Annotated in this window: 17 protein-coding genes; 15 read left to right on the plus strand and 2 right to left on the minus strand. The window is 28.6% G+C overall.

Annotated elements, in window-relative coordinates:
- Positions 1–20 precede the first annotated feature (20 nt).
- The 8 genes from H3N56_RS09455 (at position 21) to H3N56_RS09490 (ending at position 10,062) form a co-directional block, all read left to right on the plus strand.
- Positions 21–4,355 (plus strand): PolC-type DNA polymerase III, encoded by a 4,335-nt coding sequence (locus tag H3N56_RS09455; protein ID WP_185880941.1) that lies wholly within the window; start codon positions 21–23, stop codon positions 4,353–4,355.
- A 12-nt stretch (positions 4,356–4,367) separates the two neighbouring features.
- Positions 4,368–5,279, plus strand: coding sequence for a DMT family transporter (locus H3N56_RS09460; protein ID WP_185880942.1), 912 nt, complete (start codon positions 4,368–4,370; stop codon positions 5,277–5,279).
- A gap of 17 nt (positions 5,280–5,296) precedes the next feature.
- A complete protein-coding gene (ilvA, locus tag H3N56_RS09465) occupies positions 5,297–6,505 on the plus strand; it encodes a threonine ammonia-lyase (RefSeq protein WP_185880943.1) in 1,209 nt (402 codons plus the stop codon).
- Between the two features lie 14 nt (positions 6,506–6,519).
- A complete protein-coding gene (locus H3N56_RS09470; RefSeq protein ID WP_185880944.1) occupies positions 6,520–7,428 on the plus strand; it encodes a GGDEF domain-containing protein in 909 nt (302 codons plus the stop codon).
- A gap of 78 nt (positions 7,429–7,506) precedes the next feature.
- Positions 7,507–8,082: a rubrerythrin gene (gene rbr / locus H3N56_RS09475; protein ID WP_185880945.1), complete on the plus strand. Its 576-nt coding sequence runs from the start codon at positions 7,507–7,509 to the stop codon at positions 8,080–8,082.
- Positions 8,083–8,132: 50 nt separating this feature from the next.
- The gene (locus H3N56_RS09480) at positions 8,133–8,402 is read left to right on the plus strand and encodes a DUF1622 domain-containing protein (protein WP_185880946.1); all 270 of its coding nucleotides are present in this window, start codon (positions 8,133–8,135) and stop codon (positions 8,400–8,402) included.
- A 75-nt stretch (positions 8,403–8,477) separates the two neighbouring features.
- Entirely contained in the window at positions 8,478–9,542 is a 1,065-nt protein-coding gene (gene dinB / locus H3N56_RS09485) for a DNA polymerase IV (RefSeq protein WP_185880947.1), read from the plus strand.
- Between the two features lie 70 nt (positions 9,543–9,612).
- The gene (locus tag H3N56_RS09490) at positions 9,613–10,062 is read left to right on the plus strand and encodes a DNA starvation/stationary phase protection protein (RefSeq protein WP_185880948.1); all 450 of its coding nucleotides are present in this window, start codon (positions 9,613–9,615) and stop codon (positions 10,060–10,062) included.
- A gap of 56 nt (positions 10,063–10,118) precedes the next feature.
- Here H3N56_RS09490 and fabG read toward each other — a convergent pair whose 3' ends face one another.
- Positions 10,119–10,844, minus strand: a complete 726-nt coding sequence (fabG, locus tag H3N56_RS09495) for a 3-oxoacyl-[acyl-carrier-protein] reductase (RefSeq protein ID WP_185880949.1) — start codon at positions 10,842–10,844, stop codon at positions 10,119–10,121.
- A gap of 176 nt (positions 10,845–11,020) precedes the next feature.
- Here fabG and H3N56_RS09500 point away from each other — a divergent pair, with 176 nt between their 5' ends.
- The 4 genes from H3N56_RS09500 (at position 11,021) to H3N56_RS09515 (ending at position 13,997) form a co-directional block, all read left to right on the plus strand.
- A complete protein-coding gene (locus H3N56_RS09500) occupies positions 11,021–11,359 on the plus strand; it encodes a hypothetical protein (RefSeq protein ID WP_185880950.1) in 339 nt (112 codons plus the stop codon).
- Positions 11,360–11,457: 98 nt separating this feature from the next.
- A complete protein-coding gene (locus H3N56_RS09505; RefSeq protein ID WP_185880951.1) occupies positions 11,458–11,850 on the plus strand; it encodes a hypothetical protein in 393 nt (130 codons plus the stop codon).
- A gap of 24 nt (positions 11,851–11,874) precedes the next feature.
- Positions 11,875–12,660: a diaminopimelate epimerase gene (dapF, locus tag H3N56_RS09510; RefSeq protein WP_185880952.1), complete on the plus strand. Its 786-nt coding sequence runs from the start codon at positions 11,875–11,877 to the stop codon at positions 12,658–12,660.
- Positions 12,660–13,997, plus strand: a complete 1,338-nt coding sequence (locus tag H3N56_RS09515) for a hemolysin family protein (RefSeq protein WP_185880953.1) — start codon at positions 12,660–12,662, stop codon at positions 13,995–13,997. The genes dapF and H3N56_RS09515 overlap by 1 nt, the downstream gene beginning before the upstream one ends.
- 21 nt (positions 13,998–14,018) lie before the next feature.
- Here the strand turns inward: H3N56_RS09515 and H3N56_RS09520 are convergent, their stop codons facing one another.
- Positions 14,019–14,588: a xanthine phosphoribosyltransferase gene (locus H3N56_RS09520; RefSeq protein ID WP_185880954.1), complete on the minus strand. Its 570-nt coding sequence runs from the start codon at positions 14,586–14,588 to the stop codon at positions 14,019–14,021.
- Positions 14,589–14,965: 377 nt separating this feature from the next.
- On the opposite strand from H3N56_RS09520, the gene H3N56_RS09525 reads away from it, so the two are divergent.
- Genes H3N56_RS09525 through H3N56_RS09535 form a run of 3 tightly spaced genes read left to right on the plus strand, consistent with a single transcriptional unit; the run spans position 14,966 to position 21,103 of the window.
- Entirely contained in the window at positions 14,966–15,466 is a 501-nt protein-coding gene (locus tag H3N56_RS09525; protein ID WP_185880955.1) for a molybdenum cofactor biosynthesis protein B, read from the plus strand.
- A gap of 13 nt (positions 15,467–15,479) precedes the next feature.
- The gene (locus tag H3N56_RS09530; protein ID WP_185880956.1) at positions 15,480–18,020 is read left to right on the plus strand and encodes a PD-(D/E)XK nuclease family protein; all 2,541 of its coding nucleotides are present in this window, start codon (positions 15,480–15,482) and stop codon (positions 18,018–18,020) included.
- Positions 18,020–21,103, plus strand: a complete 3,084-nt coding sequence (locus H3N56_RS09535; protein ID WP_185880957.1) for an exodeoxyribonuclease V subunit beta — start codon at positions 18,020–18,022, stop codon at positions 21,101–21,103. The genes H3N56_RS09530 and H3N56_RS09535 overlap by 1 nt, the downstream gene beginning before the upstream one ends.
- Positions 21,104–21,112: the final 9 nt, after the last annotated feature.

A 21,112-nucleotide genomic window follows, 5' to 3' on the forward strand; every position in this document is an offset into this window, starting at 1 on the left:
CTATTTTTTTGGAGGAAAAAATGCCAAGAAGAGAGATAAGGATTAAACCGCAAAGAAATATATTTAAAGAAATGGGAATACAAAATATAGAAATTACAGAAATAATTTTTAATGAAAGAAACAAAAAGATGGACATGTTATGTTTAGTCTCTACTCCAAAGGATTTGGGAGAGTTAGATAAAGTCTATGAAAATATTAAAAAGAAATTCGGTAGTGATTTAGAGATAAACTTTAAAATAGATTATTTGAATAAAGAAATAACAAAAGAAGATTTTTTATCAATAGTAGAAAAAGTAATTGAAAAATTGAAAAAGAATAACGCTGTATCAAGATCATTTCTTTACTTATATAGAATAAGAGTTTTAGAAAACGAGATTGAAATTGAATTGAAAAATGAATTAGCTGTTGAAACTTTATACACATCAGGAATAAATGAAAGGTTAGAAAATATACTTAGTAATTACGGTGTAAATGGATTCAAAATAAAGTTTAGTTATGGTGATTTTAGCGAAGCAATTTCTAATTTGGAAACAGAAAAAGAAGAAAAGCTTATAGTATTAACGACTAAAATGGATAAAGAAATTGAGAAGAATTCAAAACAAAATGCAGCTCCTAAAGTAGAAATAAAATCAGCAGTTCCAACTGGAAATGTAGGGTTTAATAAAAAGAAAGATATCAAGAGTCCAAGTCTTTCTCTTAAGGAATTTCGTGAACTTATTGAAAATGAGATTGCTGTTGTTGAAGGGGAACTCTTTGTTTCAGATGCTCGTGTTTTGAGAACTGGAAAGACTCTTCAAACTTTAAGAATTACCGATGGAACAGATTCAATTACTGCAAAAATATTTTTAAATGATCCAAAGGAATTTGATGTAAGAGTTGGAGATTTTGTAAAAATTAGTGGAAGAAAACAAATTGATACATATGAAGATAACGAAGAAATAATAATGATAAATGCTTTAAATAAATTAGAAAATAAAAAAGAAAAAAAAGTTGATACAGCAGAAAGAAAAATGGTTGAACTTCATACTCATAGTAAAATGAGTGAAATGGTTGGGGTTACTGATATAAAGGACTTAATTGGAAGGGCACTTGAGTATGGTCATGAATCAATAGCTATAACAGACTATGGAGTAGCACACTCTTTCCCTTTCGCTTATAAAGCAGCAAAAGGAAAAGATATAAAAATTATATTTGGTTGTGAAATGTATATGGTAGACGATACATTACCTATGGTTAGAAGTGCTAAAGATATAAACATAGCTGATGAAACGTATGTAGTATTTGACTTAGAGACTCTAGGATTGAATTCTCATAAGAATGAGATAATAGAGATTGGTGCTGTTAAACTTCAGGGAACAAGAATAGTAGAAAGATATTCTCAACTTATAAATCCTGGAAAACCAATTCCTAAAAAAATTACAGAAATTACTGGAATAACAGACGATATGGTAGTTGGAATGCCAAGTATAGAAGAGATTTTACCTAAATTTATGGAGTTTGTTGGAGATTCCACTTTGGTTGCTCACAATTCAACTTTTGATATGAGTTTTATAAGAAGAGATGTTAAAAGAATAATGGGAATAGATTATGAACCATCTGTTATAGATACATTAAAGATGGCAAGAGATTTATTTCCAGCACTTCGTGGATATGGTCTTAAAGCAATTACTAAACATTTGGGTGTTTCGCTGGAAAATCATCATAGAGCAGTGGATGACTCTCAAGCTACAGCTAATATGTTTATAGTATTTTTAGAAAAGTATTTGGAAAATGGAGCAGTTAAACTTTCAGACATGACAAATAATTTTGCCTTAAATTATCAAAAACAAGATACAAAGAACGTTATTGTTTTAGTAAAAGATAAAATAGGTTTAAAAAATATGTACAAACTCATATCTGAAGCTCATATAGATTACTATGGAAATAGAAAACCTAGAATACTGAAATCTGTATTAGAAAATCATAGAGAGGGACTAATATTTGGAGCTCCAAGTTCTGTCCATTTCATGAATACAGGAGAGCTTTCTTCGTATTATCTAAACCATGATTTTAAAATGTTAGAAGAATCTATAAATTTCTATGATTATATAGAGTTGCAACCAAGAATATCTTATAGTGAGTATATAGATGAGGATGGAACAGGTGCGATTGATTCATATGAGTCTGTAGAAGTTATGAATAAGTATTTATATGACAAAGCAAAAGAGTTTGGAAAGATAGTAACAGCAACTTCAAATGTTCATTATTTAGAAAAAGAAGATTCTAAAATTCGTAGCATTTTACTTTATGGAAGTGGAAATGTATTCCGTGAAAATCAATATATGGTAGATAATGGATTTTATTTTAGAACTACAAATGAATTGCTAAGAGAATTTCAATATTTAGGGGAAGAGATAGCTAATGAAATAGTTGTAGAAAATACAAATTTAATTTCAAGTTTAATAGAAAAAGTACAACCTATTCCTAGTGGATTTTATCCTCCTAAAATAGATGATGCTGAAAATATTGTTAGAGATATGACATATAAAACAGCTTATGAAATTTATGGGAACCCTTTACCTGAAATAGTTGAACAAAGAATTGAAAGAGAATTAAAGGCAATTATTGGAAATGGCTTTTCTGTTCTTTATCTTTCAGCTCAAAAACTTGTAAAGAAATCTCTTGATAATGGATATCTAGTTGGTTCTAGAGGGTCTGTTGGATCATCTATAGTTGCTTTCATGATGGGGATTACTGAGGTTAATGCACTTTATCCACATTACTTATGTCCAGATAAAGAATGTAAACATTCAGAATTTATAATAAGAGAGGGAGCTGGAGTTGACCTTCCAGATAAAGTTTGTCCAAAATGTGGAAAAAATATGAAAAAAGATGGACATTCTATACCTTTTGAAGTTTTCATGGGATTCAATGGAGATAAAGTTCCTGATATAGATTTAAACTTTTCTGGAGAGTATCAATCTGAAATTCATAGATATTGTGAACAACTATTTGGAAAAGAGAATGTATTTAAGGCAGGAACAATTTCAACTTTAGCAGAAAAAAATGCTGAAGGTTATGTAAGAAAGTATTTTGAAGAGCATGATACAGTTGTTGGAAAAGCTGAAATAATAAGATTAGCGAGAAAATGTGAAGGTGCTAAAAAAACAACAGGTCAACATCCAGGTGGAATGATAGTTGTGCCTCAAGGAAATTCAATCTATGAATTTTGTCCTGTACAAAAACCAGCAAATGATCAAAAAAGTGATTCTATAACAACTCACTATGATTACCATGTTATGGATGAGCAACTTGTAAAACTAGATATACTAGGGCATGATGATCCTACTACTATAAAATTATTGCAGGAATATACTGGAGTAAATGTATATGATATTCCATTAGCTGATCCTGAAACAATTAAACTATTCTCTAGTACAGAATCTCTAAAGATAAGCAGTGATTCCATTGGATCAGTTGTTGGAACATTTGGTATTCCAGAGTTTGGAACTTCTTTTGTTAGACAGATGTTAATTGATACTATGCCAACTACTTTTGCTGAATTGGTTAGAATATCTGGTCTTTCACATGGAACTGATGTGTGGCTAAATAATGCACAAGAATTTGTTAGAGCTGGTTCGGCAACTCTATCACAAATAATTTCAGTTCGTGATGACATAATGAACTTCTTGATAGATCAAGGAATAGAAAAAGGAACCGCTTTTAAAATAATGGAATTCGTAAGAAAAGGACAGCCTAGTAAAAATGAAGAACAGTGGGCGGAATATTCTGAGCTCATGAAATCTCACGGAGTTCCAGAATGGTATATAGAATCTTGTAGAAGGATAAAATATATGTTCCCGAAAGGACATGCTGTAGCATACGTAATGATGGCTATGAGAATAGCATATTTTAAAGTTCATTATCCACTAGAATTCTATGCTGCGTATTTAACAAGAAAAGTTGAAGATTTTGATTATGAATTAATGAAAGATATTCCAAGTGTAAAAAGTAGAATGGCTGAACTTAATAAAGAGCCAAAGTTGGATGTAAAGAAAAAAGCACAAATGGCAGTATGTGAAATAATAATAGAGATGAAAGCTAGAGGTTTTGATTTCTTAGGAATAGATGTTTATAAATCACATGGGGATAAGTTTGTGATTGAAGATAGAAAGATAAGAGTTCCTCTTATGGCATTAAATGGTCTTGGATCATCTGTTATAGAAAATATAGTTAAAGAAAGAGAAGAGGGGAAATTTATATCTTATGAAGATTTTAAAAGAAGAACTAAAGTTTCTCAAACTACTATTGATAAATTAAAAGCTTTTAATGCAATAGAATCTCTTAGTGAAACAAATCAAACAACTTTATTTTAAAGGAGAAGTAGTATGGCAAGTTTAAAAAAAGAGTATATAGGAGCTACGTTAGTTTGTATAGCAGCTACTCTGTGGGGATTTGATGGAATTGTTTTGACGCCAAGATTACATAAGTTGGATGTTGCATATGTTGTATTCATATTGCATCTTATTCCTCTTGTAGGAATGAGTTTTCTATTTGGTAAGACTGAAGTTAAAAATATTATAAAATTATCAGAGCAAGATTTATTTTTTTATTTTTTAATTGCGCTATTTGGTGGAAGTATAGGAACACTAGCTATTGTGAAAGCTTTATTTCTTGTTAATTTTGATCATTTAACAGTTGTGACTCTTCTTCAGAAGTTACAGCCAGTTTTTGCAATAGTTTTAGCTAGGATTATTTTAAAAGAGAAAATTAGAAGTAATTTTATTCTTTGGGCAATCATTGCATTAATAAGTGGATATTTATTAACTTTCCAATTTTCGTTACCGGTATTAGGTGATAATAAGAATATTGGTTTAGCGTCTCTTTATGCAATTTTAGCAGCTTTTTCATTTGGAAGTTCTACGGTATTTGGAAAAAAAATACTTACTAATTCTTCTTTTAGAACAGCTCTTTATACAAGATACCTATTTACAAGTATAATAATGTTTGGTATAGTTGGAATAGGAGGAAAGTTTGTTTGGATTGAAAAAACAACTGAATTCCAATGGATGATTTTTACCATAATAAGTTTAACAACAGGAAGTGGAGCAGTTTTACTTTATTACAAAGGACTTGCATATATAAAGGCAAATGTTGCAACTATGTGTGAACTATGTTTTCCAGTTTCATCAATAGTTTTTGATTATATATTTAATGGACATTTGTTATCAATTACACAAAGTTTTGCAGTAGTAGTATTACTATTCTCAATATATAAAATAACAAAAGAAGAAAATTAAAATCGGGGGGATTATTTATGAAAAATACGGTTACTCTAGAAGATATTATAAAGGCACAAGAAACAATTAAAAATTTAATAAAAAGAACTCCAATTGTTGAATGTCCAACACTTGAAGCTATAACAGGAAATAAAATTTATTTAAAACTTGAAAATCTTCAAAAAACAGGTTCTTTTAAAGTTAGAGGAGCACTAAACAAAATAGCTAACTTAACAGAACAAGAAAAAAGTATGGGTGTAATAGCTTCATCAGCTGGAAATCATGCTCAAGGAGTTGCTTTAGGAGCTGCAGCGCAAGATATAAAAGCTACAATAGTTATGCCAGCAACAGCGCCTCTTGCAAAGATTTCAGCTACAAGAGGATATGGGGCGGAAGTAATTTTACATGGAAATGTCTACGATGACGCTTTCTCTAAAGCTTGTGAAGTTCAAAAAGAAACAGGAGCTACATTCTTACATCCATTTGACGATAGATTTGTAATAGCAGGACAAGGAACAATAGGTCTTGAAATTTTAGAAGATATTCCTGATATAGATGTTGTAATAGTGCCAATTGGTGGAGGTGGAATCTTAGCAGGAATTGCAAAGGCCATAAAATCAATAAAACCAGAGGTTAAAATAATTGGAGTAGAAGCTTCAAATGCTGCATCAATGCTAGAAGCAATCAAAAATAATTGTGTGTGTGAAATTGATAGTAAACCTACAATTGCTGATGGAATAGCTGTTAGAAAAGCTGGAGCAACAACATTTGAAATGATTAGAGAAAATGTAGATGAAATTGTGACTGTTTCAGAAGATGAAATAGCTAAAGCAATTCTTTTCTTAATGGAGAAGAGTAAAGTAGTTGCAGAAGGTGCTGGAGCTACTCCAATAGCTGCTCTTTTAGCTGGGAAAATCAATGTTAAAGATAAAAAGATTTGTAGTGTTATTTCTGGTGGAAATATGGATATAAATCTAATGGAAAGAATTCTAAATAGAGCACTTATATTAGAAGGTAGAAGATTTGAATTTAAAATAAACCTTACAGATAAAGCTGGAGAACTGCATAAGATAGTAAAAATAATAAGTGATAGTAATGCAAATATTTTAAATATAAATCAGACTATGTATAAAAAAGGATTAGGAATAACTCAACAACAAGCTAATTTCGTAGTTGAATGTTTCGATGTAAATCATAGAGATGAATTAAGAAAAACTTTAGAAGATGCTGGTTATGAAGTAGTTTAAGAAAGGAAAGAAATATGAATAGAATGGCAGAAGTTTTTGATAATATTTCTACCGGTATTGCTATTATAAATGATTTAGCAGAAGTTAAGTTCAAAAATAAATATATGGATTCTCTTGTTAAACCTGAACATTTAGAAAATAAAACTTTAGGAGATCTTTTTGGAAATATGTTTACATGTATTTATACAGAAGATCGAGATAAGAAATGTGGAGAAACAGAATTTTGTGCTTCATGTCCTCTAAGAAATTCTTTAAAGAATGTAAGCGAAGAATCTCAACTGATTGTTTTTGAAAAGAAGTTTTATGTTCCGAAAGAAAATTGTCAAAGAATATTTGGAATAAATATGAAACCGTTAAAAGAAAATGAAATATTATTGGAGCTTTTTCAGATAAAAAATGAAGAGGTTAAAGAAAGAATAATTCATTATGAGATTTTAAAAAAACAGGCCAAAAAATTTAAAGGACAAGTTTTTATAGATTCTCTTACGGGTTTATATAATAGAAATTTTTACGAAGAGAAGATAGAAGAGTTATATTTTACTGGTGAAAATTTTAAAAAGAGTCTTTCCATGATACTTATTGATATTGACAACTTTAAAGGTTTAAATGATAATTTTGGACATAGAGCTGGTGACGAAACTTTGAGAGATATTTCTGAAATTATAAAGGAATGTATGGATAAGAAAGGCCATAGTGTTAGAATTGGTGGAGATGAGTTTGCTTTGTTCATAGATGGAAATAAAGATACTGCATTTAAGGTAGCTCAAAATATTTTAAACATATCTAAAGAAGCGAGCCTTAGTATTGGTATAGCTGAGAGAAAAAGCCACGATGAAGACTTGAAGAGTATTTATGTCAGAGCAGATGAGGCTTTATACACAGTTAAAAAGAATGGAAAAGGCAAAGTGGCTATAAATATCTAATAAAATAAAGGATAAATTGAAGTTTTTAAGTAAAACTATTGTTGATGACTTATCTTAAAATGTTTTTTAGGAGGAAATATGAAATCAATAAAAGGGACAAAAACTGAAAAAAATTTATTGGCAGCATTCGCTGGGGAATCGCAAGCTAGAAATCGTTATACAATGTTTTCTAAAGTTGCAAAAGAAGAAGGATATGATCAAATATCAGCTTTATTTTTAGAGACTGCACAAAATGAGTATTATCATGCAAAAAGATTCTTTTCTTTCTTAGAGGGAGGAGAGGTTGAAATAATAGCATCTTATCCTGCCGGTGTTGTAGGAACAACAGAGGAAAACTTAAGAGAGGCAGCAGCAGGAGAAAGAGAAGAGTGGTATATATTATATCCTAAATCTGCAGAAATAGCTTTGGAAGAGGGATTCCCAAAGGTTGCAGCAGCCTTTAATACAATATTGAAAGTAGAGATGAAACACGAAGAGAGATATCTAAAATTATTAGAAAATATTCAAACAAACCAGGTATTTAAAAAAGATGTAGAATCTCCTTGGAAATGTAGAGCATGTGGTTATGTTCATGAAGGATTAGAAGCTCCAAAAGTTTGTCCATCATGTTTAGAGCCACAGGCAGAATTTGAGCTGGAGTGTAAAAACTATTGATTCATCAAAAATTCATAGAATATTTTCACATGATATTAGAAGGGATTTCTTTGTTTTTTACATGTATGTCTATAGTAGTGATGGTATATGGATTTTTTAAAACGGCTAAGAATATGTTAACCAATTCAACAGAAGAAAGCTTTGAAGAGAATATTAAAAAGAATTTTGATACATTTGTTTTAATAGGTCTTCAAATTTTAATTGTGGCAGATATAATAGAAACAATTATAGCTCCAGATTTACAAACAATTTCAACTGTTTTAATAGTTGTAATTATAAGAACAATTATGAGTTGGGAGTTAAATCGAGAAAAGAAATAATATTTCAGGCCACGAATATCTTAAGATATTCGTGGTTTTGTATTTATGAGTAAAAATAAAGTAAGGAGCTAAAATATGGAAAAGAATAAAAGAGTTATTTTACATTATGACATGGACTGCTTTTATGCTTCCATAGAAGTGAGAGATAATCAAAGATTGAAAGGAAAACCTATGGTTGTAGCTGGTGGGATAATAACAACAGCTAGTTACGAAGCTCGAAAATATGGAATAAAGTCAGCTATGCCAGTTTTAGAAGCTAAGAAACTTTGTCACGGTTTGATAATAGTTCCTGTAAATAAAGATAAATATTTAGATGAATCTGAAAAAATTCAAAAGTTGGTATTAAAAATAACGAATAAGGTAGAATTTATAGCTTTAGATGAAGGATATGTTGATATAACTGAGATTATAAAAAATTATCCGTCAAAAGAATATTTTGCCAAAAAATTTCGTGAAGGAATAAAAAGAAATACGGGATTAACATGTTCTGTTGGGATAGGTTATAATAAATTATCTGCTAAAATAGCGAGTGATATAAATAAACCTGGTGGTCAGTATATTTTTAAAAATTCAGAAGAGTTTGTGGAGTATATAAAGGAAAAACCAATTAAAATATTACCTGGAGTTGGAAAAAAGCTTCAAGAAATTTTAGAAAGAAAAGGAATTACATACGTAAAATCAATATTTCCATATTCATATTCTGAGCTATCTAAAGAGTACGGAAATTCACGTGGAGAAGTCTTGTATAGCTATAGTAGAGGAATTGATTATAGAAATGTAGAGTATGAAAAACAAACTCATTCAATAGGACATGAAAACACATACAGAATTCCTTTGACATCAGAAGTGGATGTAGAAAGGGAGATAGATTTACTTTTTTCTAGAACCTATGAAAGGCTTTTAGAGAATAAACTTTTATGTAAAACTATAGTTTTAAAAATAAGGTTTAATGACATGGAAACTATAACTAGATCAAAAACAATGAATATATTAACAGATTCAAAAGTTGAGTTAAGGGGTTTATTAGACGAATTAGAAGGGATTATAGAGCTAAAAAAACCAATAAGACTTTTAGGAGTATCTGTTGGGAATTTGTCAGATAAAAATATATGTCAAATGAAAATAGATTTTTACCAGTAAAAGAAAAAGGAATTTCCCAAAAAATTTTGTAAAATGTTTCAAGATATAAAATAGCTAGGGAGGTTTAAAAATGGATGAAAATAAAAGTTTAATATTTCAAATGAACAAGGTAGTTGGAGATTTACATGTGTTTAAAACTAAGGTACATAACTATCATTGGAATTTAGTTGGTGAGCATTTCTTTGTAGTACATCCAATGTTGGATTGTGTTATGTGTGAAATAGACGAGCAGATAGACGAAGTAGCTGAAAGAATATTAATGATTGGTGGAAGACCATTTGGATCTTTAGAAGTTTATTTAAAACATACTGTTTTAGCTGAAGCAGAAACAAAAGCTTATACAGCTGAAGAAGCTGTGACTTCAATGTTAGCAGATTTTAGACTTTTACTATCAGAATTTAATATAATAATGAAGTTAGCTGAAGATTTAAATGACCAAGAAACTTTAGGATTAATGGCAAATATTGGAGCAATTTATCAAAAACATATCTGGATGTATGGAGCTTGGTTAACTAAATAATAATAAAAATAAATGCTAGAGAAGACTTAAAGTTTTCTCTAGCATTTTCATTTTGATTAAAGAGCTAATCCACCACTAACTTCTAAAGTTTGTCCTGTAATGTATGAAGATTCGTCACTTGCTAAGAAAAGAACAGCGTTTGCTATATCTTCAGGAAGACCTAGTTTCCCAAGAGAAGTTCTATCAAGCATTCCTTGGATTACATCTTCAGGAAGCACATCAGTCATAGGGGTAGCTATGAAACCTGGGGCAATACAGTTTGCTCTAACTTGAGCTCCCTTTCTAGCTAATTCTTTAGACCAAGTTTTAGTCATTGCAATAACTCCACCTTTAGTTGCAGCATAGTTAGTTTGACCAATATTTCCATAAAGTCCTACTACTGATGAAATAGTTACAATTGAACCTTTTTTGTTTTTAGTCATAAGAGGTGCAACCGCTTGAGTCATATTAAATACACCAGTTAGGTTTACATTTAAAACAGCATTCCAAGCATCTTCAGACATTCTTACGAATGGAGCATCTTTAGTTATTCCTGCATTATTTACAAGAATATCAATTCTTCCAAATTCATCTTTTATTTTTTTGATAAGTTCTTTTATTGCTTCTCTATCAGTTACATTTAAAATTTCATGTCTTATATTAGTTGCTTCAAAAGTTGCTTCACCCATATCACAAGAGATAACAAGTAATGCTCCTTCAGATGCTAATTTTTCAACTATAGTTCTTCCAATTCCTCTAGCTCCACCAGTCACTAGGGCGATTTTTCCTTCGATTCTATTCATAGATAAATTTTCCTCCTTGAAAAATTAATTATATAGAATTATAAGTATTTTAGAAGAAAAAGTCAATCATTAAATTACGGTAGTTATTTTGAGAGGAAATTTATTATCTTTATAGAATATATTCACGTAGTATAAAAATTAACAAATATGTATTAAAATTTCGAAGGAGGGACAAAATGTTAGAATTTTTTATTGGATTACTTTCTGTGGTGATAGTGATATCATATTTTATGACAATTTTAAGGGGGATGGAGTTTGTAGGTAATAGATGGAGTCATCCTTTTTTAGGACCATTTATATTTGCTATTTTATCTCTTATCCCAATTGTTAACTTTATCTTCTTTATATGGATTATATTAGTTAGACCAAGAACTCTGGAGGGAGCAACACTACAGTACAAGTATGATTATTGGATAGTAATTTATTCTGTAACTTCATTAATAATGTATTTTTATGCATGGCGTTACCATTTAGTGTTCTCAAATTTTATTAATTCTGTATTAAATGCAAATTAATTTTAAAAAGGGGCCGAATTTGGGCTCCTTTTTAATTGCTTTAATTGAGGGAATGTTGTAAAATTTATTAATACGTAATCTTAGAGGAGGGGTAAGCAATGTGGATAAGTAGAGGAGACGATTTTCTAAATTTAACTAATGCAGAATATGACGAACTAGTAAAAACAGCTTGGAACGGACTGGATTCAGACGAAAAAAGTGAATATAAAAATAATTTTATGATGTTTAAAAAAGATTTTGAAGAAAATGATGAGGATTATTTTTTTCTTTCGGATATGCTGTTAGAGAAATTTAATGAAATGAAAAAGAAATATTCTGGAAAAGAAGTTAAAAAAGAGACGATTCATGAAATTTGTGATTCTGAGTCTATAAAGCTTCTGAAAATAGAAGAGCCAAATATATACAGTGTATATTTAGATGATGAGATGTTAGATGATGAAGCAAGAGAGCAATTAAACTGGGAGTATTCGTTTGATTTAGATCTTATCTAAAAAATATTTGATTAAGGAGGAGTTATGAAGTTTTTTAAAATGCAAGCAGCAGGAAATGATTTTGTACTTATAAATGGTATTGAAAATGAGATACAAGATTACTCTAGTTTATCTAAAAAACTTTGTGATAGACATTTCGGAATTGGAGCAGACGGACTTATGAGCTGTGAAAAAACTGACAAAGCAGATATAAAAATGGTATACTATAATTCTGATGGGTCAAAAGGTGAAATGTGTGGGAATGGAATCAGATGTTTTTCAAAATTTATATATGATACAGGTATTGTAACAAAAGATACGATAGATGTGAAAACAGCCGCGGGAATAAAAAGAGTATTTTTACATCTTGAAAATGGAGAGATAAAGAATATAAAAGTTGGAATGGGAAAAGCTATTGAAGTAATAGAAGGAGATTTAACAGTAAATAGTGAAAAATTCGAATTTTCAACAGTTATAGTCGGTGTTCCTCATACGGTTATTTTTACAGAGAAGTTAGATGTTTTGGATGTAAATGATTTGGGAAGACAGATTGAAGTTAAAGAAATCTTTCCGAATAAAACCAATGTTAATTTTGTAGAAGTTATAAATGAGAATAAAGTAAGAATAAAAACTTGGGAAAGAGGTGCTGGGCGTACCCTTGCTTGTGGAACAGGTTCTTGTGCCACAGTTATAGTTGGTCATACTCTAGGGATTTTAGGAAATAGAGTAGAGGTTATAACAGAAGGTGGGCAAATAAACGTGACTGTAAAGGAAGATGGAGAAATCTATATGGAGGGGACAGCTACAACAGTTTTTAAAGGAGAAATATAATGAGTTTTACAGTAAAAATTATTTCTATAATGATTCTAATAGCAGTAAGTGCATTTTTTTCGATGTCAGAGATTTCTTTGGCAGCTTCTAGAAAAATAAAGTTACAACTATTGGCAGACTCTGGGAATAAAAATGCAGAAAAAGTTTTAAGACTTCAAGAAACACCTGGAAATTATTTTACAGTGGTTCAAATAGGTCTTAATACAGTAGCAATATTAGCGGGTATCATGGGAGATGGAATTTTAAATCCTTACGTTGTAAAATTTCTAAGTCAAATTTTACCTGAATATTCAAGGGCAAACCAAACAGTTGCTTTTTTAGTTTCTTTTATTTTTGTAACGGCTGCTTTCATAGAGTTTGCAGATTTAATACCTAAAAGATTAGCGATGGTTTATCCAGAGAAAATAGCATTGGCTCTAGTAAATCCAATGTCATTTTTGTTGCTATTATTTAAACCGATAGTTTATTTTTTTAATGGATTGGCAAATTTAATATTTAAAATTTTTGGAGTTCCTGTTAGTAGAAACGAGAATATAACTCACGAAGATATATTTGCAGTAGTAGATGCAGGAGCGGAAGCTGGATTGGTCCACAAAAAAGAACACCATTTAATAGAGAATGTTTTTGAACTTGAGCAAAGATGGGTTTCTTCAGCAATGACAACTAGAGATGAAATAATATATTTTACTCTGTCAGAAACAGAAGAAAGCATTAAAGATAAGATAGCTAATTATCCACATTCTAAATTTTTGGTTTGTGAAAGTGATATAGATTCAATATATGGATATGTAGATTCAAAAGATATTTTGCCTAGAATTCTTAAAGGTGAAAAAAGTGGATTACAAAACATAAAAGATATATCTGAGAAGAAAATTTTAATAATTCCAAATACATTGACATTATCTGAAGTGTTGGATACATTTAATGAAGCAAGAGAAGATTTTGCAATAATATTAAATGAATATGCCCATGTTGTAGGATTAATAACTTTAAATGACGTTATTTCAACTCTTATGGGAGATGTAGTTTATCCTTTACAAGAGGAGTATATAATTAAAAGAGGAGAGAACTCTTGGCTTATAGATGGAATAACAGCAGTAGAAGATGTAAAAAAAGTTCTTGTAGATATAGAGAGTTTTCCTGAAGAGGATAGTTATGAGACTATTGCAGGATTTATGATGTATATGTTAAAAGCAATTCCTAAAAAGGCAGCTAAGTTAGAATATGAAGGATATACTTTTGAAGTTGTAGATGTAGATAATTTTAAGGTAGATCAACTATTGGTTACTAAATTGAACGATTTTGAAATTGAGAATAATAAAAAAATGGAAGATTAATCTCTTCCATTTTTTTATTGTTTAATTTTTAAAAGTTACTGTATTATCATTTAAAGATTCAATTATAGCTAAAGATTCAAGAGTGATTCCTCTATCTCTTAAAATTTTAGCTCCATCTTGGAATCCTTTTTCTATAACAATTCCAACACCAACAAGTTCAGCGTTAGCTTCTGTAATAATATCTTGAAGACCTATAACAGCATTTCCCATTGCAAGGAAATCATCAACAACAAGAACTTTATCATTGCTATCTAAAAATTCTTTAGAGATACAAATGTTGTAACTTTCTTTTTTAGTGAAAGAAAAAACCTCGGAGTTGTACATATCACCCATAGTTGAAGGTTTCTTTTTCTTAGCGAATACCAAAGGAACATTAAAAGCATAAGCAACAGCAAGTCCAATTGCAATTCCAGAAGCTTCGATTGTGATTATTTTATTAATCTCTTTATCTTTAAATCTATTTTTGAACTCCTTACCAATTTCCATCATAAGGTTTGGATCGATTTGATGATTTATAAAACTATCAACTTTTAGTATAGAATTACTAGTAACGTGACCATTTTCTTTAATGCACTCTTTTAATAACTTCACTGACTTCCTCCAAATATAAGATATTCAAAAAAATAATTACATGAATATTACACTATAAAAGCAAAAAAGTCAAACTTTTATTACTTATTTGATTGATTATCCTCTTCAACTTCTTCATTTTCTTTGGTAGGTTCAGTTTCAGTTTTTAATAGTTCCTCTTCTTTTAATAAGATATCTCTAGAAAAAAAGCACATATGGGTACCTCCTTGAATAAATAAATTAAATTATAAGATAAAAAGACATAATTTTTATTTATAATAGAATCTACCCTCAAAAAGAATAAATGTCAAGATTAGGGGATGTAAAATATTTTATTTTTTTAACTTTAAAATCAAAAAAAGGTGTATAATAACTACTGAAATTAAGGGAGGGAAAAAATGATTAAGACAGCGGTAATAACTTTGAGTGATAAAGGATCTAGAGGATTAAGAGAAGATAAGACTGGAGAAATTTTAATAGATTTTATAAAAAAGAATAATAATTACGAAGTGGTACATTATGAAATGTTGCCTGATGATTTTGAGCAAATAAAATCAAAGTTAATAGAGTTATCTGATAATTCTATTGCTGATTTAATAATCACTAATGGGGGAACTGGATTTTCGAAAAGAGATGTAACACCGGAAGCTACTTTGGCAGTAATCGAAAGAGAAGCTCAGGGTGTCGCTGAATATATGAGATATAAATCATTTGAGATTACACCTAAAGCTATGGGAAGTAGAGCGAGATGTGGAATAAGAAAAAATAGTGTTATATTAAATTTACCTGGAAGTCCAAAAGGAGCATTAGAAAATTTAAGTTTTGTAATAGACGCCTTAGTTCATAGTATAGAAATTTTAAAAGGAGAAGCGGGAGAATGTGCAACCCCTTTAAAATAAGGAGGGATTATTGATGAAATTTAAATATGTAGAATATAATCAAGATATATTAAAAGATTTAAAAGAAGATTTTGAAACTATTTATATATTTTCTGATTATTTTTTAAAAAATAGTTATAAAAAGGGACTAGTAAAAAATGTGTTTAGAGGAGTCCCAACGATATTGACTTTTGATGAATTTAAACAGAATATATTTGTGACAGATAAAGTTATTTTAAGAGAGGCAAAAAGATTTATATCTTTTTATAACGGAAATAAATCTGATTTAAAAAAACTTTTGGGAATGAATTCATACTATGATTCAATAGATTTTACAGATAGTTTTTTTAAATACTATAAAGAGTTAAATCACTCTATGAAGCTAAAAGTTTCTGGAGTTCAAAAATGGCAGGAAAGATATATAAAACATTATGAGATATTAAAAGAAAATTATGATAGATATTTAAAAAATAGAAATCATATTCTTTTAGATTGGATAGAAACAAAAGACAATATAAACTTGGACTTTGTAGAGAGTTATAAAAGAATAGTGTTTGTTGATATAGTAGATTTTACTCCCCTAGAGAAGGAGCTTATATCTAAGCTAGAAGAAAAGTTAGAAGTTAAATTAATTCTTCAAATTAAACCCGAGGATTTTGATGAAAATGAGCTGAGCATAAAATCAGTAACTCTTCCAATTATGAAGAATAATATAGAGGTATTTGAGGTATCTGAGTCCATGGAGGAGTTAATAAATTTAAAAACACTTACACAAAGATACCCTGGGGACATATTTTCTGTAGATTATAAAAATAATAGATTTCATAAAATAGTGCCAAGACACTTTTTACCACCTGTGAGCTCGGTGTTAAATGATACTATGATATATAGATTTATAAAAACTCAGTATGAGTTAGTTTCTTCTTTAGAAGAGAGGTTAGGAAAAGCTTTGCCTCTTTTTAGTTTAAAAAATGTTTTGGAAACTGTTGAATATAAAGTGGCTTATGATGTTGATAATGAAACGATGACGGAGTTGTATAATTTATTGGATCAAGATTATAAATATCTTCCTAATGATAGTTCTGATAAATTAAAAAAAATTCATCAAGATTTAATATCTATTTCAAAATTTAAAAAAATAGAAGATTTTGTAGATTACTTTAAGCAGAATTTGGATTTAGAGAAATTTTATGAAGGAGAATATACTAATTTATTTGAAAAATTCTATGAAGGAATTTCTTTAGCTAAAACAAGTGAGTATATGCTTGGAGAAGATGGATTTAATGGGTGTTTTAGTAATGGAAGCGAAATTTATAAATTAATAATTCAATATATGAATAATATTGAAATAGACAGAGTTGATATTGAAGAAAATGTAAAAGATGTTGTTAGAGATTTTAAACTTTCTAAAGGGCCTGTAAATAAGTGCTCGTATTTTTTAGATTGTAGTAGTAGAACACTGCCGGAAAATATTAGAGACAATTCTATATTTACAGAGCATCAAAGAAGAGAAAATAATTTAATGACCAAAGAAAAAAATAGAATACTTCAAAAGTATAGATTTTACCAATCGGTTTTGAATAGCCAAACATCAAAAATATTTTATATAAAAAATCAAAATAGTGGAGATGATATATCTCCGTTTATAACAGAGATATTAGAAACTTATAAGATAGGGATTTCAAATAATCCAATAAATACAGAAGAAATACTTTCGATATTTGAAAAAAGTTTAATATCAGACCCCATAAAAAATAATCATGAAAAAGATGATCTTTTACCAAAAAAGATAGAAGACTTTAAAGATGGAAAATGTACTGTTGGAGCTTATGATTATGAGATGTTAGAAGGATGCAAATATAGATTTTATTTATCAAAGATATGTGGAGTTGAACCTCAAGTTAAAGATTGGACTAAAAGTATATCGTTAAAATTTTTAGGAATATTTATCCATGCTGTATTAGAAGAGGTAACTGATAAAATGTGGAAAAATATTGTATATAAGAATGATTTTTATTTAGCTCAAGATTTTGTAGATGAAATTCAATTTAAACATTTATCTTTTAATAGAGAAAAGATACCAGTATATATGGACAACTATTTTAAAGAGATTTTGGTTCCTAGATTTAGTAAAAATATTTTGAAGTTTTATAAAGAATTAGAAAAAGCTTATTCAGGTAAAAAAATATTAAGATTTGAAAGTGAGAAAATAAAACCAGGATCAAGAGAACCCATTGTAGATAAAGATATAAAATTTTATATAAATGGAAGAGTGGACTTCATAATAGAAACTGATAGTGGAAATTTAGTTCTAGACTTTAAAACTGGAAAAAAACAAGATAAACAATTAGATTTTTATACAATTCTTCTTTATGGTGATGAAACTGCAGCTGAAAAATCAATATATAATGCTTTTACAGGTGATCTTGAAAAAGCTACAAAAATAGAATTAACAAAAGAAATACTAAAAGAAACTTTGACTGAGTTTTTAAATAGTGATAATTATTCGTTAAGTTCTAGTAAAAGTACTTGCAGATATTGTGATTTTATAGAAATATGCAGGAGGGAGTTTTAATGAAGGAATGTATGGTTTTAAAAGCTAGTGCTGGAACTGGAAAAACATATAGATTATCTTTGGAGTATATAGCTTCTTTACTAAGAGGAGAGAGTTATAGAGATATATTGGTGATGACTTTTACAAAAAAAGCAACTGCGGAAATAAAAGAAAGAATTATAGATTTTCTTGAAAAGATAGTTAAAGGTGAAGGGGAAGATATAATTGAGAATATATTAAAACTTCATGAGGGATTAATTATTGATAAGAAAAAAATAGAGAAAATCTATAAAGAGATATCAAGTAATAGAGATAGGGTGAAAATTTATACGATAGATGGATTTATAAATAGTCTGTTTAAAAATGTTGTAGCTCCATATTTAAATGTTTTAAATTATGATATTATAGATGATACTGAAAATGATGAAATTTTGAATAAATGTCTGGAAAAAATAATAGAAAATAAAAAAGAGTTTTCAGTATTTAAAGAATTTTTTGAAAAAAATACGGAAAGAAATATAGAAAATTATTTGAGTAGTATAAAAAATTTAATCTCAGATAGATGGAAGATGTTGATAATAGATTCGAAAGAAAATTCTGAACAAAAATTTGAAATAGAAGATAAAGAAAAGATATTTTATTGTATGGAAAATATAATTAAAATATTACTAGAAATAAGAACAGTTAAAAAAGGTAAAGATCCAATTGAATCATACTTGAAAACCGCATATAAAAATTATTTTAATTTAGATGATGAAGAACAAAAAGAAAATTATTTTTTAGAAAATTGGAATGCCATTTTAAAAGATGATAAATGCTGGAACGGAACTAAAACAAAGCCTAGTAAAACAGCTGATATAACTTTACAAATTAAAGAGTTAGAGGAACAATTTTTAGAATTAAAAAAAGTTATATCAAAGAAAATTTTTAATAAAGATATTTTAGAATATGAAAAAAATATACTTGGATTTATAAAGAATCTATATTCAATATATGATTCTATAAAATTTAGTGAAAAAAGATTTACTCACACTGATATAAGTAGCTATACATTTAAAAACATTACAAATCCAGATATAAATTTAATGGATGAAGACGGAGTTACAGATTACTTTTTAGAAATATTTGATGGAGAATTAAAAACACTTTTTATTGATGAGTTTCAAGATACTAGTATTCTTCAGTGGAAAATATTAAAAGGGATTATAAATAAAACCTCAAGAGTTATCTGTGTTGGAGATGAAAAGCAAAGTATTTATGGATGGCGTGGAGGAGAGAAATCTCTTTTTGAAAATTTAGAAAAAATACTTCAATCAAAAATTGAAAGTTTAGACACTTCGTATAGAAGTAAAAAGAATATAGTAGATTTTACAAATCAGATATTTTCAAATATTTCAGAAAATTATAATGAAGAAAATAAAGAGAAAAGTATGAAATGGAATTTCGAAAAAGTAACTGGTAAGAGTCAAGAAAATGGGTATGTTGAAATAATAAATGTCGAAAAAGATTCTGAACTTTCACAAAGTGAGACTTTAGCTGATGATATACAAAATAAATTTAAAGGAAACTATACAAATATTGCTATAATAGCAAGAACAAATAGTGAATTAAATGAAATATCATTTTCTCTTTCCGAAAGAAAAATTCCTTATGTGTTGGAATCTAATGAATCTATAATTAAACATAGGGCTATAGAATCCATATATAAATTGATAAAATATTTGGTTAATAAAGATTTCTTTTATCTATTAGAATTTTTAAGAAGTGATACAGTAAATATAAGCAATGAAGTATTAAAAGAGATACTTGTTAATAGAGAAGTTGTTGAAAAATATTTGAATTCTGAAACTGCTGAAGATATTGGAATAATTTCAGATATATTAAACAAAATTAAAGAGTTGAATAGAATTGTGCTGACAACCAATGGAAAAGTTGATGAAATTCTTATAAAGTTAATTAAAGATTTTGGAATTGTAGGATTATATAAAACAAAATCTGATTTAAAAAATCTATATTTTTTCTTAGAACTTTTAAGAGAATATGAAAATTTATATGATTTTGTCAGTAGTTTAGACGATAAAAATAATTCTGGGAAATTTAAGCAAGTTTCATTAGAGGATAAGAATGCGGTTACACTAATGACCATCCATAAATCAAAAGGATTAGAATATGAAACTGTCTATTATTATCATAAGCCTACTGGGAATTCTTCACATTCAGGGCTTAGATTTCACGTTGATTTGAGTTTAGATTATGAAACAGTAATGGAATATATATTTATTGATAAAAAGTATGAAAAAGTAATGGGGTATTTAGGAGAAAAATACAATTATATTCAAACTAAAGAAGATAAGAATGAACAAGAAGAATTAAATGCGTTATATGTAGTTTTAACAAGAGCCAAAACAAATTTAATATTGGTTTTAGGAGAAAAAATAGACAATTATTTAAAAATGGCTATTGAAGATAGTTCTGAAAAAAGTTTTGGGAAATTTTCAATAGAACTTATAGAAGACGAAGAAATAGATATAAAAGAAGAGTTGTTAGAACTAGATTTTGAAAAAGCTCTTTTAAAAGAGGGAGAGGTCTTAAAAAATTTAGAGAAAATGCGTGAGACTCATAAAGAGTTCAGTTTAGAAACTGAAAATAAAAGATTAGTTGGAACAGCAGTTCATTATTATTTAGAAAATATTATTTATAATACTTCAGAGGAGAGAGAAAGAGCAAAGTTAAAAACTATGTCTCAGTATGGAGCTCTGATAGGGGAAGAAAAACTATTTAAAATTCTGAATAGTAAAGAATTGAAGATGTTTATTGAAAAGAATCAAGAAATTTTTTCACAAGATTGGGACTATATTTATCCTGAATACGAAATATATTCCAATATATCGGGGAACTTAGGTTTAAAAAGAATAGATAGAATAATGATAAAGAAAAATTCAGGAAATGAAAAAGGTAAAATTTTGATTGTAGATTATAAAACGGGAGGGAAAGACGAAGAGCAAATAGCTGAGTATGTTCAACTTATAAAAAATCAGCTAGTAGAATTAAATGAGATTCAGAATTATGAGATTGTTGGAAAGTTTATGGAAATAAAACTTTAGTATGATGTG

The sequence above is a fragment of the Cetobacterium sp. 2A genome (genome assembly GCF_014250685.1).
Taxonomy (GTDB): Bacteria; Fusobacteriota; Fusobacteriia; order Fusobacteriales; family Fusobacteriaceae; genus Cetobacterium.

What these genes read in the sequence shown, in the direction of transcription:
- H3N56_RS09535 (WP_185880957.1), top strand. Translation starts at nt 18,020, where the DNA reads ATGAAGGAATGTATGGTTTTAAAAGCTAGTGCTGGAACTGGAAAAACA.
- H3N56_RS09490 (WP_185880948.1), top strand. Translation starts at nt 9,613, where the DNA reads ATGGATGAAAATAAAAGTTTAATATTTCAAATGAACAAGGTAGTTGGA.
- H3N56_RS09470 (WP_185880944.1), top strand. Translation starts at nt 6,520, where the DNA reads ATGAATAGAATGGCAGAAGTTTTTGATAATATTTCTACCGGTATTGCT.
- H3N56_RS09525 (WP_185880955.1), top strand. Translation starts at nt 14,966, where the DNA reads ATGATTAAGACAGCGGTAATAACTTTGAGTGATAAAGGATCTAGAGGA.
- H3N56_RS09515 (WP_185880953.1), top strand. Translation starts at nt 12,660, where the DNA reads ATGAGTTTTACAGTAAAAATTATTTCTATAATGATTCTAATAGCAGTA.
- dinB (WP_185880947.1), top strand. Translation starts at nt 8,478, where the DNA reads ATGGAAAAGAATAAAAGAGTTATTTTACATTATGACATGGACTGCTTT.
- H3N56_RS09460 (WP_185880942.1), top strand. Translation starts at nt 4,368, where the DNA reads ATGGCAAGTTTAAAAAAAGAGTATATAGGAGCTACGTTAGTTTGTATA.
- dapF (WP_185880952.1), top strand. Translation starts at nt 11,875, where the DNA reads ATGAAGTTTTTTAAAATGCAAGCAGCAGGAAATGATTTTGTACTTATA.
- fabG (WP_185880949.1), bottom strand. Translation starts at nt 10,844, where the DNA reads ATGAATAGAATCGAAGGAAAAATCGCCCTAGTGACTGGTGGAGCTAGA.
- H3N56_RS09530 (WP_185880956.1), top strand. Translation starts at nt 15,480, where the DNA reads ATGAAATTTAAATATGTAGAATATAATCAAGATATATTAAAAGATTTA.
- ilvA (WP_185880943.1), top strand. Translation starts at nt 5,297, where the DNA reads ATGAAAAATACGGTTACTCTAGAAGATATTATAAAGGCACAAGAAACA.
- rbr (WP_185880945.1), top strand. Translation starts at nt 7,507, where the DNA reads ATGAAATCAATAAAAGGGACAAAAACTGAAAAAAATTTATTGGCAGCA.
- H3N56_RS09505 (WP_185880951.1), top strand. Translation starts at nt 11,458, where the DNA reads ATGTGGATAAGTAGAGGAGACGATTTTCTAAATTTAACTAATGCAGAA.
- H3N56_RS09500 (WP_185880950.1), top strand. Translation starts at nt 11,021, where the DNA reads ATGTTAGAATTTTTTATTGGATTACTTTCTGTGGTGATAGTGATATCA.
- H3N56_RS09455 (WP_185880941.1), top strand. Translation starts at nt 21, where the DNA reads ATGCCAAGAAGAGAGATAAGGATTAAACCGCAAAGAAATATATTTAAA.